The sequence below is a fragment of the Bacteroidota bacterium genome (assembly GCA_018698135.1).
Lineage (GTDB): Bacteria > Bacteroidota > Bacteroidia > CAILMK01 > JAAYUY01 > JABINZ01.
The window spans coordinates 1-12,837 of the sequence record JABINZ010000268.1; the positions used below are offsets into that span (position 1 = coordinate 1).

Sequence of the window (12,837 nt, forward strand, 5' to 3'; positions counted from 1 at the left end):
AAAAAGATAAAGGAATCAGTAAGGTTTTACAATTGACTGTAAATAACAATAAAATACAATGATATGGCATATCAAAAGGGAACTTCAGGAAACATTGAAGGAAGGCCAAAAGGAACTCCAAATAAAATAACTCATGACACAAAAGAGATGATTAAGAATTTTATTGATACTGAGATTGAATATGTAATTGCAGAATTTAAAGAGCTACCTACAAAGGATAAATTTGATATTATTACAAAATTATTACCTTATGTATTGCCTAAAATGGAATCAATAAGTATCAATGAAGCTGAGGAGCAAGACCAAACAGTTAGTTTTAAATATACAATTATTGAATAATAAGAGGATTTGAGTACATAATTGAGAACCATTTCACTTATTGTGACTAATCACATGTAATTTGTAGATTTGTATTGAAGAGAAGAGTAGTTTTTGAGTATAGGTTAACGCCCTGTTGACCTATGCTCTTTTTTTTGTCAGTTGAGGGGAGGGGAGTTAACATCCCTGAGACTTTTCAAATCAACAACACAGCTATCAAAACATTCTTTCTTGTCAAAATAACATAAGGGGGTTATACTTGCTAAAACTATGCAGGGGGGTTATATACATTCATCTAAGAAAGATGTTTAATAAATAATTGCTAATTTTGACTTAAAATATTGGATTATGAAAAAACACTCTAGCCTATTTGCTTGTTTGCTTCTTATGTCGATTGTTAGTTATTCTCAAAATGATACAATAATTACAAAAGGAGGTCAAATAATTTGTTGCACTATCTCAGAATTGGCCCAATCTAGTGTTAAGTATTATATAATTGATAATAATATTTCAATAAGTAAAACTATCTATACAGACAGTATAAAATATTTAAGCTCAAATAGAGAAACTACTAAAGATAGTTGGGCAATTATTCAAAAAAAGCTCAATATTACTTCAGGAAGCGAATTGATATTGTTTTCAAAGCACATTTATACTGGTATAGTTTTAAGTACCATTGGAACCGGGGCAATAATTGGTAGTACATTTATGAATACAGATGCACAAAAGGCTGTATTATATGGAGGCATAGCATTAAATCTAATTGGTATAATATTCACTCTTGAAAGTTTTTCACATGTAAGAAAAGCAGGTGAGAAGTTAAATAAGGTTTTGCCTATTTCAACTGAAAGCGGAATAGGAATTGGATTAGTTTTCTAATCTATCATTCCTATAATGAAAATCTTACCATTTTAAAGTTAAATGACAAAACAAGTAATAAGTTAAATGTGGATGATTGGTAGTTTATATGTAATTTGTATATTTGATTTAGAAACCTCCTCAAATTAGCCCTAAAAACATCTAAAAGTTACTAATTTGTTACTAATCACTTGTAACTAATTGTATATCAATCTTAATAGGTACCGGCCTCGGGTACCAAAATCACTTAAAGCCCTCACGATTATTTCGAGAGGGCTTTTTCTTTTCCAACCTTCCTGATAATTTTTTCTGATTTGTTGAAGTTTGTTACTAATGGTATTGATAATATAGGTCCGATTTATAATTGAATCAGCGCTTGACAAAATAAACCGAATGCAATTCGGCTCTACATTAGTGGTTTTTATCTCATCAGTGTCTCTCGCAGAGGACACTGATGTATTGTATTTGAGACTCAGTGTCCCACTGCTGTCTGTTTTTAAACCATGGTGAATTTAATAAGTGGAGACACTGAGTGGACGTATAATGTAGGTCCGATTTTTTATTTGACAAGTGAGAGAAACAAAACAAACCGAATACAATTCGGTTCTACATTAGTGATCGAATAAGTTAGGTATTTTTTCTTTTTTCTGTCTTTTCCTGAACTCTTTTTTTATGATCACTTTCTACAGAAAATCATCTCCTGGTGGTTCTCATGAGTAAGAGGACGATTTCGGAAAGATTTCGGAAAGATTTCGGAAGTGAATTCGGAAAGGAGGCAGAAGCAATTCATAATATTTTAATGCAAAACCCTTATTCAACAGCTCAAGAAATTGCTCAAGAATTGGATAAGACAGATAGAACAATTGAAAATTATCTTTCCAAGCTAAAAAAGACAAATATTATTATTCGTAAAGGTCCGAAATTAGGAGGGTATTGGGAATTTATTGACAGATAATTCGGAAAAATGTTGATGTAAATGAAGACAATAAAATAATTGAGAATTATTCAATGCGGGTTAAAAACCCAACAACTTGTTGACTTTCTTTCGAAAAGATTTCTGAATGATGCCGAAAAGAAAACAAAACGTTTGTTACATTTTTAGCTAATACTTGTAACAGAAATTAATGTCATTGAACACATAAAACATATACAAAAATCAACAACTTCATTAACTTCGAAACATGGCAGCAGCAGGTGGATAAAAAATAAGAAACCAGAATGCAGTTTGTTTTATAATAAGAAAATAAAGGGAATGGAGTAATAAATAGGTTTGTAGTCCCTCTGCTCTATGGCCAAAGCTACAGACTACAAACAGTAAGGTGAATTGTTCAGACGGTGACTGAATAATTGAAGAATCCCTAAAATATTCAGACACTGTCTGAATTATCTCAGGAGATATAAGGTAGAACTGCCGGAATATATTCAGATTTGTAAATGAAAGTCCTTTAATTCCTGAGTTTTTCAAATTCTTTTCAAGATTTCTTTATAGTCTCAGCAGTGTCTCTCGTAGAGGACTCTGATGTATTGTATTTGAGACTCAGTGTCCCACTGCTGTCTGTTTTAAACCATGGTGAATTTATTAAGTGGAGACACTGAGTGGAGGTATAGTGAATGTCCGATTTTTTATCGGACAAGTGAGAGTAACAAAAGAAGCCGAATGCAATTCGGCTCTACATTAGTGGTTTTTATCTCAGCAGTGTCTCTCTTAGATGACACTGATGTATTGTATTTGAGACTCAGTGTCCCACTGCTATCTGTTTTTAAACCTTGGTGAATTTAATAAGTGGAGACACTGAGTGGAGGTATTGTGTATGTCCGATTTTTTATCGGACAAGTGAGAGTAACAAAATAAACCGAATACAATTCGGTTCTATATTAGAGATCGAATAAATTAGGTGTTTTCTCTTTCTTCTTTCTTTGCTTGAACTCTTGATTCCAGCCAGATATTTGAGTTATTATGGAAGGCTTAAACACTTCATCAAGTAGCTTTGGAGTAAGTAGTTTCCTGATTTCTTCGTTTGTGCATTTAATCTTAAGGATGGATCTTGAATCAAGACTTTTGCTTTCATCGAGTAAGTAATTGACTAAATCAATAGCAGAATTGAGATTCTCAGGAATGCTTATGTCGACCATGGGGCGGGTATTTAATGGGACAAAATTTCTGTTTTGTTTTTTTTCATCGAACTCAAGTACATAAAATCCTTTTATTTCTTCTTTCTCAGCAAATGATGTTCGTTCGACTGAACCTGCATAAATAATTGGGAGTTTTTTGTTCTGCTCATTTTTCCAAAGAATTTGTTCCCGATGTATATGACCGCACAATACAGCATCATAATGCATAGGAATATCTTTCATTTGAATCACGTCTTCATTTTTGCGGAATGTATAGTTACCCGGACCACAAGTACAACCTTCAACTGCATGGTGTGTAAGCAGTAAATTTATATCTGCTTCTGCTTCCTGTTTTTTAATTTGTTGAGCAATGTCGTGAAATTGATCTCGAATCTGATGCCTTTCATAAGGGAAACCTGAGATATTGATTTTCTTTCCTTTTATTTCAAAATGAAAACAGCAAGCTTCCTTAAAAATGTGGAGGTTGGGTTGAAAAATGAGAGGAGAACGCGGTAAACGTGAGCTTTCGTGATTTCCGGGTACAATAACAAGTGGAATATTGTGCTTGGCAAAATCATACAGGATTTTGTAGGATTTGCCTATAATAGCTTCGGGGATTTTGGTTCTAAAAAAGAAATCACCTCCATGAAGAATCAAATCAATTTTATGCTCAATTGCGTAGTTGAGGACAAATTCAAAATTATCAAAGAAATCCTGGCCTCTGCGAATTCGTTTTGTTGCACGGATGGGATATTCATGACCCAGATGCGTATCGGAAAGGAAAAGGATTTTGATCATGCAGCAAAATTAGCATGAAAATGTGCACTGACAAAAAGAAGGGATAGAATCTATTTTGTATGATATTGATCTAATAATGCTTGCTTTTTGAACGACCATTTTCATCATAAAAAAGCCAATTCCCACTTCGAATTCCATTATTAAATGAGCCTTCCTCTTTTTTTTCTCCATTTTCATAGAAATAGCTCCACAAGCCATCTTCCATACAGTGGATGAAGTTGCCTTTTTCTTTAATATGTCCATTCTTGTAATAAAACACATAAGGTCCGTTCATATAAAAATCGAGATAGGTAATAATGCTTTGAACCTGCCCATTCGCATAATAGGTTGTTTGTTTTCCATTTAACAAACCTTTATCGTATTCAGAAACTGAAAATTTATTTCCCGGACTATACCATGATATCACAGTACCTTTAAAAGGCTTGTTCGATTTCTTCAAATAGGTTATTCCATCTCTGCTCTCTACTTCCAAGATATCAACTGTTTGAGAACAGGAGTTTAGGGTTATTATGGCAAGAAAAATAAATATATAGGCTGACTTCATTATCAAGATTTTCTGCAAAATTATAGGTTTATCCATTGTTAGAAAATTCACGTTTCAATATATGTGCAAATACATCTTTACAATTTGGATTCAATTGGTATTAAAAAAATACACAAATTTGATTTATCGTATATTCGTAAACCATCAAAAATAAATCCATGAAAAAGTTATCAGCTAAACATAACGCTTTTGTTATTCCTTTCCTGATTATTGTTTTTTCAGCTTTTCTATTTTCTTTTAGTGTCCCATCGAGCAAGAAGAAGGTTAAGAAGGTGAAAATTGAAATAAAAAATGGTGGATTGAAAATTAATAAAAATGAGTTTATTAGTCCTTGGTCACATAACCGATTTATACATGCCATAGGAAAAGAAGATCGAGTTGACCCAGGTGTAAATGATATTTGTACCTACGACAAATTGGGAATAATTTTATATAAAAGTCCAAGCTCTGATGAAGTAAGTGATTTTAATATTTATATGGGAAATGATCCTAGTGAAGATTATTCATTTATACCAAAAGGACGATTTAGAGGATTATTAATAATAGACGGACTTAAATTTTCATCCAATACGAGTCTGGAAGAAGTTAAAAAGAAATTGCCTGATTATAATTTCACGAAATCGGTTATTGGCGCTTGGAGGGGAGAGAATAACAATTTATATGTCTATATCCAGTATGATGAAACAGACAAAAATATATACTGGTTTTCGTTTGGGATTAAAGATTAGAAACTCTTTTTAATTCGTAAGAACACAAATGTTCCTTTTCCTCCCATTGCTGCATCGCTGAAAAAAGATTGAGCGACCAGCGAAAAATCAAGATTTTCTGCTAATGAATAGGAGATAGTTGGTCCTACAAAAAAGGATTTGTCATTAGGACTATACATCGCTGAAACAGAACCATTCATCAATGGTGTTATCGGATATGCAAGCATTCCCATAAATGACCATTTGGTTAGTGAAAGATTTTTAGCACTTAAATCCATAAAATAGAATTCATTTAAATCAAAATCACCATCCTCCTTGCCATTCAAATTATAAAGCACTTCTGTTTGAAACATCAATGAATTCTTAAACGTATAATCATAACCTGCACTGACCAATAGGGCAGGATTTGAAGATGATGTGCCTTTGATAGGTTGGAATATGCTAAATTCTCCACGCAAACCACCTTTGAAAAGCTGACCACTCCAACCTCCTCCAATCACAATGTCATCACTTTCAAAAACACCACCGATAAACTGAAAATCGTATCCCCACTTATTGAATCGATACATCGCTGCTGCAGTGAGCCTGTCTTTATAGTCAGCCTTTACAGCTACTTCCAATTGAGAGGTCATGCCTGTGTAGTAAACTATTTTAACAGCATCGCTCCCCGGCTTTTCTTCATAATCGAAATCAAAAAAGGAATAGGTATTGAACAGGTCATTCGGATTCCAAGCAAAAGTTTGTGACCAGTTTATACGCTGCCTTCCAATTCGTACTTGAAATTTGCCTTTGGTATAATCAATCCATGCTCTGTCGATAGTCGAATGGAGTAAAAACGATTTTTCACTAAATATCAATCCCGACATATCAATAAAACCTTGCTCATTGTCAACAATTTTAGCGTATCCCGGAATGTATTTAACAAAATCACCAAACATAAAACGATTTCTCATTTCAACATCTAAGGTGAGAGACTTCGTCATATACCACTTAAAATTCAGACGATTATGAATTAGATTATCATTCATCCAATCACTATCGACTTCGGTGAATAAAATGGACTGCATATCCTTAACATATCCATTCAGGCTCCAGTTTTTTTGCTTTTCCTGTGCATGAATTTGCATGCTGAAAGCAAATAGCACAAGGATCACTAATGGTTTAAATACTTTTATTTTAAGCATGCCATTCAAATTTCAACTGTTTTATTAAGATACTGATTCATCTGACTTTATTTGTCCATCTTCAAGTGTTATCACTCGTCTGGCTTTATCAACGACTCTTTGATCGTGAGTAGAAAAGATGAAAGTGATATTTTCTTCTTTGTTCAGGCGCTCCATAATCTCTAATAAATTAGCTGCCGATTTCGAGTCCAGATTGGCAGTAGGCTCATCAGCTAAAATGAATTTTGGTTTTGAAGCCAATGCACGAGCTACTGCAACCCGCTGTTGTTGTCCGCCAGAAAGCTTTGACGGGCGCTTGTCCATTTTGTCATCCAAACCTACAGCTTGTAGCAATTCTTTTGTCCGAAATTCACGTTCTGCTTTTGATTTTCCTTGCAAATGCATAATGAATTCAACATTTTCTTTTGCAGTTAACACCGGAATAAGGTTATAAGCCTGAAACACAAATCCAATATGATTCATGCGAAAATCTATTTTTTGGCGGTTTGTGAGTTTGCTAATATTCACGGAATCAATAAAAATTTCTCCTTTTGTCGGATCATCCAAGCCTCCCAGCATATTTAGAAAGGTGGTTTTTCCTGATCCTGAAGGACCCACTACTGCTGCAAATTCACCAGCTTTAAAGCTTAAGTCTACACCCCTTACAGCATGAACAGGGTATGAATCTTCATCATAAATTTTGTGGAGTTTTTTAACTTCTATAATATTCATGGTTATAAATTTAATTCTTTAATAAATAAAATTAATCAGTTCTAATTGAATCAGCAGGATTGAGTTTTAGTGCTTTGTAAGCAGGATAAAGGGATGATAACAATCCGGTTAGTATTACCAAAATAATGATAGGAATGATCATCCCATAATCAAATTCAGGGTAGATAATAGCTGCAAAACCCATGGCTTCAAGCCCTTCTCCCCATATCGACATGTCAATTCCATTTTTCTGGAAAAACAGAAATAGAATATAGCCAAGCACTATTCCCAAAAATCCACCGCTTAGTGTTAGAAAAATAGATTCTAACATGAGCATAGAAAACACTCTGAGTTTGTTCATACCAACAGCCATTAACATCCCAATTTCTTTTACCCTTTCGAGTACAGCCATTAGCATTGTATTGATAATGGCAAAACAAAGTGCAAATAAAATGATAATGATAATAAAGTACATGTAAACACCCATCAAATCATCCATATAGCCCATTTCAGGACTTAAGTCCTTCCAGCTTTCTGTCAGTAAATCGGGATTTAATGCGCCAATTATTTGTGTAGTTTCTTCCAAATTATGTTGGTCCGACAATAAAAGAGCGATTTCATGACTCATTTCTGGATTGACTCCTACAAGGGTGGCTAAGTCACTATTTCTAACAAAAATTGTGGATCCATCAAAAGTTGTGTTGGAGGTTTTATATATTCCAGCTACGCGGAATGCGCCACTCGTAACATTTCCATCCTGATCTTGTACAGTAACTATAATTTTATTACGAATAGACACATCCAGTTTATCGGCTAACTTTTTACCAATCACTACAGGATTTTTACTGATTCCTTCAAAATAGGCTCCTTCAACAATTTTAGTGTAAATGTTGGTTACCTCCTTTTCCATTTCAGGATCAATGCCTTTTATCATAACACCAGTTCCTGTTTCAGCTGAAGCTACCATGGAATTAATAACCATTCTTTTACTAAGCTTGATAGTAGGATCCAATGATTTAATATCTTGTACAATTTTATCTGAATTGTCGACAAAATACGTAAACTCATAGTTTTCTTTAAATTCAGGATGATGAATCTGAATATAGCTCATCTCAGTGAGTAAAACAGCATCCATCCGTTGCCCCATCCATCCTTTCATAAATGCTGCGGAAAATACTCCCGACATAAGGCCCAGACAAACTGCAATTATTACAATTGAACTTCTTACTTTATTACGCCACACATTGCGCCATGCGATTGACCAAATCATATCTTATATGTTTTAAATTCTATAATTGTTTTTGCTGCCATTGAATTAACTTCTTAAAGCATCCATAACTTTAAGTTTACCAAGAAAATATAATGGGTAAATAGCGATAACTAAAGTAAAAGCAAAAATGGTAATTGCTTGATTTAGATAGACCGAAGGTGCAATGGAAAAATACATAACAGGTTCAAATCCATATTCAATAATGGCATCAGCCGATTTCCCACTTAAGGGAATCGGATTTTTGTAAAAGAACCATGTCAAAGGAAAACTCCCTACAACTCCAGTGATAATTCCAACAATACCAATTAGAATTGTTTCAATAAAAACCACCGTTTTGAGTTTGTATTTCTGCATACCTACGGCTATTACAACACCAAATTCACGTTTTCGTTCCGACATCATCATCATAATAGTTCCTAAAATGCCAAAAGCTATGACCAGATACAAAATCCCTTTGAAAATAACTGCTGTTTGTTTATCGCTTTCAATTTGCTGAACCAAAACCGGCTGCATTTCTTTCCAATTCATAACTTCAAACTTGGATAAATTGATCTGATTCTTTAGGCCATGTTGTATTTTGGGAATTTTGTCATAATCATCTACCATAATAACAAATGAAGTCAATAAACCTTCTGCCGAGTAGAATGTCTGACATTGTTTTATACTCATGTAAACGAGCATTTTGTTAAACTCAGGATTTGGATGTTTAATGATACCTCTTATGGGGAATTTTCCTGCGGCACTCACCCCATGATATCCTTGCCCAAGCAAAACGAGAGTGTCATTTAAGTTCAACTTCAGGAATTTTGCTAAACCAGCGGAAAGCAAAACGCCATCATCATTTTGGTTCAGGTAATTACCCTCTACTAATTTTGATTTAACTTTCGTAACCTGATCTTCACGCTCAGGATCTATTCCAAGAACCATCACTCCTTTGGTTAAGTTTTCAGAAGATGCCAGTGAAAAGGATTCGATTCGGGGTGTATAGAAGTTGATATGTTCCACATTATCAAGTGCCTTTATAAGGGAATCATCCACTTCAAGTGAGTTATTCAGGGTTTGATTCTCCCAGTACCCATCTTTATGTACTTGAATTGCACCTGAATAAAACTTCACAGCCATATCTACCATGCTTTCATATGATCCTTCCTGCATGGATTTCATCAGAGCTGATAATAAAACAGCAATAAAAATGGAAGAAACTGTGATTAGCGTTCTTCTTTTATTCCTCCAAAGGTTTCGCCAAGCGAGTTTTAAATATGTTTTCATATTAAAAATTGTTATATAGATAAACTGATAAATTGTTATAAAATCATTCCTGCAACTTGCCTAATCATATTTTTAATTTCTCATTTGTAAAATTGATGAGGTTGTAAAGCTCAATGGGAAGTTGTGTAGAAAATTTAAGCATTTCCTTTTCCTGTTTTTCTGTAATTAGTTTTCTGTGAATAGATTTTGCTATCCAGTCAGAAACTTCACTCAATGAACCTAAACTATATCGATAAAACTTTATCTTGTCTTTCTTGCCATATCGCCCAAATCCTTCTGCAATATTTGCAGATATAGAATCTGCAGCTCGAACAAATTGTTCTCCAACAGTCTTTTTTTCAAAATATTCCCATTTCACAACAATATCCCAAACATAATTTGACAATTCAAGTGCTAACTTATATGAGCTTAAGTCTTCTAATGATAAGTACTTTGCCATAACTATTTCTCATTTTAACAATAGTTCAATTTAACAATTTATCCATTTACCTGATCCTCTTCATATTTTGTTGCGAAAAGAAATCGTCTTCCAATTTTTCGTTAAACTTCATATCAATTATTTGAAGAATTGTTTTTTCTCCTTTTTTGCCTACAGGGATGATTTCAATGCGTGTAGGAATTGTTCGGTCACCCATTGTTTTAATATCGTATGCTTTTTCAACGTTTACCAATTCATTGTCTTCATCATAATATTCTGCAGCCCAGGTATCAAATCCATCAACCGTAATCCACATGATAATTTTACCCCAAACTACCGGAGCATCTTCTTTAGGAATCAACTCAATTTTATAGCACAAAACCTCTCTGACTTTTGATTTTCCCAATAGTGTATGCTTATAATCTTTTACAGACGAGGATTGTTCAACCAAATCATCATTGGTAAAATCAGATCCCATCCAACCTTGCATCATCATGCTAGGTGGAATTTTAATCATTCTATCGATAGATGGCATCCAGTTCCACATCTCTTTTCCTCTCTTTAAAAATACTTGTCCTTTTTCCTTTACTGGCGAAGTAATATAAATCATTGCTTGATCGGAGCCTTTTGTCCAGCTTTTCATTTCAACAGTACGTGTCCAGTTTTTTCTAACAATTGTCATCGACATTTCTCCATAACTACTGATGCCACGGTGTTTCGCATCTGCTTTTTCAATAATTTCCAATGCTGTTTGAGCAATTGCACCTGATAAAGCTATTGTGCAAATAATTAGCGTAAATGCTATTTTTTTCATCTTTCTCATTTTATCTGTATAAACTTTTTACTTTCTCTTTTATATCTTCTATCGGAAAATGTTCTGGATCAATTAGGTAATTGACAGCTAATCCGTCAAGCGAAGCACCAAAAAAGATTGCCTCAGATCGGGGGTTTTTACATCCTTTGGTTTCGAAGTACTTCATGAGCATACTATAGAATGGCTCAAGCAATTCTACATATTTTTTAGAAAGCAATTCAAATACTTGTGGTTGTACAAACAGGCTATAAAACAGTTTCCAGAAATCAAAATTATCTTTAATGAGATCAAAGATTTTATCAATAAACTGGAGCAGTTCATGTTGTTCTAATAAACCATCTCGGTTGGGATCAAAATGTAAAACGATTTCGTTAAATCTTTCAGAAACAATTTGCTCCAGTAAATCTTCCTTGCTGTCGAAGTAATTGTACATTAAACCTTTGGAAATGCCTGCTGAGCTCGCAATTTTATTTATTGAAACTTGTTGGTATCCTTGCTTGGCAAATAATACCATTGCTGTTTGCATAATGAGATTCCGTTTCTCTCCTCTAATTTCTTTTAACTGATCTTCAGTTCGTGGCATAGATATATTATTTTATGACTGAACGGTCAGTCAAATGTAAAAAAACTTTTTTCAAACAACCAAAACTTTTTCAAAATATTTTAAAAAATTGGATATGTCGAATAAAAAATGAATTCAAAAGGTCGATTAAAGGAAGAAGATGTAATGTTTAAAATACTTAATTTGGCTTCTGATATAACCCTCCTTAAATTACCTGAAGAAGTATGAATGACGTCAAATTAATAGACACCAATGCATCTAATGCACATACATTTTCGATGTGTGGCTATAAGAATATAAAACAAACAGGCTATCAGAAGAAAATTGAATGGAATATTGCTCAGTTTGAAAAGGGTATGAAATACAAAGTGCTTTTTTCCGAACAAGATGGAGCAATTGGAGCAATTGAATACATACCGGGAGAATTTAGCTGGCGACCTGTTAATGCACATGGCTATTATTTTATTCATTGCATATACATCATGAAAAAACCCTATAAGGATAAAAGTTATGGGGTGAAACTACTTAACTCTTGTATAGAGGATGCGAAAGCTCAAAAGAAGTCTGGAGTTGCCGTATTGGTTCGAAAAGGAAGTTGGATGGCTTCCAAATCACTTTTTATCAAAATGGGCTTTAAGGAAGTTGAAAAAGTTGAACCTGATTTTGATCTTTTGGTTTTGACATTGAATGATTCTTTTCCCATTCCTTCAATGAAAGATAATGGATTTGGTAGCAGTACAAATGATAAGGGATTAGTGATATATTATACAGATCAATGTCCTTATATAGCAAAATCTGTCAAAGAAATTACAGAAGTTGCACGCGATCTTTTTGGTATAAGTGCCAATTTAATCCTTATTGATTCACATGAAAAGGCGCAGCGTTCACCATGTGCTTTTGGTACTTTTTGCATCACTTTCAGTGGCAAAGTTGTTGCCGATCATCCAGTAAGCAGTACACGCTTTAAGAATATCATGAATAAAATATTGAATTGAAATTAGATTTAAATCTCCACACCACTGTCAATTCGACAAGACAGGCTTAAGGGCGAGTGTTTATGGAGGAAATATTTTAAAGAACTCAATATAAACACCTTAGCCTAAAAGCAAAAAAGGCTGAAAATAAATTGCATTTCATTTTCTTAACTTTGAGTTTCTACGGCTATAGAAATTGAGCCTTGCAAAGTAACATAATCATGGACAAAGAGCAAACGAAAGAGATTAAGGAGCTTATTGATAAAGAAATAGGCAAAACACAAAATAAAATTGAGGAGTATAAAGAATTAACTCAACC

General features: G+C 33.8%; 14 protein-coding genes. 5 read left to right on the forward strand and 9 right to left on the reverse strand.

The features are described from left to right. Positions 1-63: 63 nt before the first annotated feature. From HOG71_16605 to HOG71_16615, 3 genes are all read left to right on the forward strand, one after another. Complete coding sequence (locus HOG71_16605; GenBank protein MBT5992470.1) at positions 64-339, forward strand: hypothetical protein; 276 nt, start codon at positions 64-66, stop codon at positions 337-339. Positions 340-666: 327 nt separating this feature from the next. After that, a complete protein-coding gene (locus HOG71_16610) occupies positions 667-1,197 on the forward strand; it encodes a hypothetical protein (protein MBT5992471.1) in 531 nt (176 codons plus the stop codon). A 691-nt stretch (positions 1,198-1,888) separates the two neighbouring features. After that, positions 1,889-2,131, forward strand: a complete 243-nt coding sequence (locus HOG71_16615; protein MBT5992472.1) for an HTH domain-containing protein — start codon at positions 1,889-1,891, stop codon at positions 2,129-2,131. A gap of 920 nt (positions 2,132-3,051) precedes the next feature. Here HOG71_16615 and HOG71_16620 read toward each other — a convergent pair. Both HOG71_16620 and HOG71_16625 read right to left on the reverse strand, forming a co-directional pair. Then, entirely contained in the window at positions 3,052-4,086 is a 1,035-nt protein-coding gene (locus tag HOG71_16620; GenBank protein MBT5992473.1) for a metallophosphoesterase, read from the reverse strand. A gap of 70 nt (positions 4,087-4,156) precedes the next feature. After that, positions 4,157-4,630, reverse strand: a complete 474-nt coding sequence (locus HOG71_16625; protein MBT5992474.1) for a toxin-antitoxin system YwqK family antitoxin — start codon at positions 4,628-4,630, stop codon at positions 4,157-4,159. Between the two features lie 158 nt (positions 4,631-4,788). Here HOG71_16625 and HOG71_16630 point away from each other — a divergent pair, with 158 nt between their 5' ends. After that, positions 4,789-5,358, forward strand: coding sequence for a hypothetical protein (locus HOG71_16630; GenBank protein ID MBT5992475.1), 570 nt, complete (start codon positions 4,789-4,791; stop codon positions 5,356-5,358). Here the strand turns inward: HOG71_16630 and HOG71_16635 are convergent. The 7 genes from HOG71_16635 to HOG71_16665 all read right to left on the reverse strand — a co-directional run bounded on the left by HOG71_16635 (position 5,355) and on the right by HOG71_16665 (position 11,565). Further along, positions 5,355-6,521 carry a hypothetical protein gene (locus tag HOG71_16635; GenBank protein MBT5992476.1) on the reverse strand — a complete coding sequence of 389 codons (1,167 nt, stop codon included), beginning with the start codon at positions 6,519-6,521 and terminating at the stop codon, positions 5,355-5,357. The two genes, HOG71_16630 and HOG71_16635, sit on opposite strands and share 4 nt — an antisense overlap. Positions 6,522-6,545: 24 nt before the next feature. Beyond that, complete coding sequence (locus HOG71_16640) at positions 6,546-7,232, reverse strand: ABC transporter ATP-binding protein (protein ID MBT5992477.1); 687 nt, start codon at positions 7,230-7,232, stop codon at positions 6,546-6,548. Between the two features lie 31 nt (positions 7,233-7,263). Further along, the gene (locus HOG71_16645) at positions 7,264-8,481 is read right to left on the reverse strand and encodes an ABC transporter permease (GenBank protein MBT5992478.1); all 1,218 of its coding nucleotides are present in this window, start codon (positions 8,479-8,481) and stop codon (positions 7,264-7,266) included. Positions 8,482-8,526: 45 nt separating this feature from the next. Next, a complete protein-coding gene (locus tag HOG71_16650) occupies positions 8,527-9,750 on the reverse strand; it encodes an ABC transporter permease (GenBank protein ID MBT5992479.1) in 1,224 nt (407 codons plus the stop codon). Positions 9,751-9,814: 64 nt separating this feature from the next. After that, complete coding sequence (locus HOG71_16655) at positions 9,815-10,189, reverse strand: four helix bundle protein (GenBank protein ID MBT5992480.1); 375 nt, start codon at positions 10,187-10,189, stop codon at positions 9,815-9,817. Between the two features lie 46 nt (positions 10,190-10,235). After that, positions 10,236-10,982 carry an outer membrane lipoprotein-sorting protein gene (locus HOG71_16660; protein ID MBT5992481.1) on the reverse strand — a complete coding sequence of 249 codons (747 nt, stop codon included), beginning with the start codon at positions 10,980-10,982 and terminating at the stop codon, positions 10,236-10,238. A 10-nt stretch (positions 10,983-10,992) separates the two neighbouring features. Beyond that, positions 10,993-11,565 carry a TetR/AcrR family transcriptional regulator gene (locus tag HOG71_16665; GenBank protein MBT5992482.1) on the reverse strand — a complete coding sequence of 191 codons (573 nt, stop codon included), beginning with the start codon at positions 11,563-11,565 and terminating at the stop codon, positions 10,993-10,995. A gap of 203 nt (positions 11,566-11,768) precedes the next feature. Here HOG71_16665 and HOG71_16670 point away from each other — a divergent pair, with 203 nt between their 5' ends. Continuing rightward, positions 11,769-12,539, forward strand: coding sequence for a GNAT family N-acetyltransferase (locus tag HOG71_16670; protein ID MBT5992483.1), 771 nt, complete (start codon positions 11,769-11,771; stop codon positions 12,537-12,539). Positions 12,540-12,837 lie beyond the last annotated feature (298 nt).

What these genes read in the sequence shown, in the direction of transcription:
- HOG71_16645 (MBT5992478.1), bottom strand. Translation starts at nt 8,481, where the DNA reads ATGATTTGGTCAATCGCATGGCGCAATGTGTGGCGTAATAAAGTAAGA.
- HOG71_16610 (MBT5992471.1), top strand. Translation starts at nt 667, where the DNA reads ATGAAAAAACACTCTAGCCTATTTGCTTGTTTGCTTCTTATGTCGATT.
- HOG71_16635 (MBT5992476.1), bottom strand. Translation starts at nt 6,521, where the DNA reads ATGCTTAAAATAAAAGTATTTAAACCATTAGTGATCCTTGTGCTATTT.
- HOG71_16655 (MBT5992480.1), bottom strand. Translation starts at nt 10,189, where the DNA reads ATGGCAAAGTACTTATCATTAGAAGACTTAAGCTCATATAAGTTAGCA.
- HOG71_16650 (MBT5992479.1), bottom strand. Translation starts at nt 9,750, where the DNA reads ATGAAAACATATTTAAAACTCGCTTGGCGAAACCTTTGGAGGAATAAA.
- HOG71_16630 (MBT5992475.1), top strand. Translation starts at nt 4,789, where the DNA reads ATGAAAAAGTTATCAGCTAAACATAACGCTTTTGTTATTCCTTTCCTG.
- HOG71_16615 (MBT5992472.1), top strand. Translation starts at nt 1,889, where the DNA reads ATGAGTAAGAGGACGATTTCGGAAAGATTTCGGAAAGATTTCGGAAGT.
- HOG71_16625 (MBT5992474.1), bottom strand. Translation starts at nt 4,630, where the DNA reads ATGAAGTCAGCCTATATATTTATTTTTCTTGCCATAATAACCCTAAAC.
- HOG71_16660 (MBT5992481.1), bottom strand. Translation starts at nt 10,982, where the DNA reads ATGAAAAAAATAGCATTTACGCTAATTATTTGCACAATAGCTTTATCA.
- HOG71_16605 (MBT5992470.1), top strand. Translation starts at nt 64, where the DNA reads ATGGCATATCAAAAGGGAACTTCAGGAAACATTGAAGGAAGGCCAAAA.
- HOG71_16640 (MBT5992477.1), bottom strand. Translation starts at nt 7,232, where the DNA reads ATGAATATTATAGAAGTTAAAAAACTCCACAAAATTTATGATGAAGAT.
- HOG71_16620 (MBT5992473.1), bottom strand. Translation starts at nt 4,086, where the DNA reads ATGATCAAAATCCTTTTCCTTTCCGATACGCATCTGGGTCATGAATAT.
- HOG71_16670 (MBT5992483.1), top strand. Translation starts at nt 11,769, where the DNA reads ATGAATGACGTCAAATTAATAGACACCAATGCATCTAATGCACATACA.
- HOG71_16665 (MBT5992482.1), bottom strand. Translation starts at nt 11,565, where the DNA reads ATGCCACGAACTGAAGATCAGTTAAAAGAAATTAGAGGAGAGAAACGG.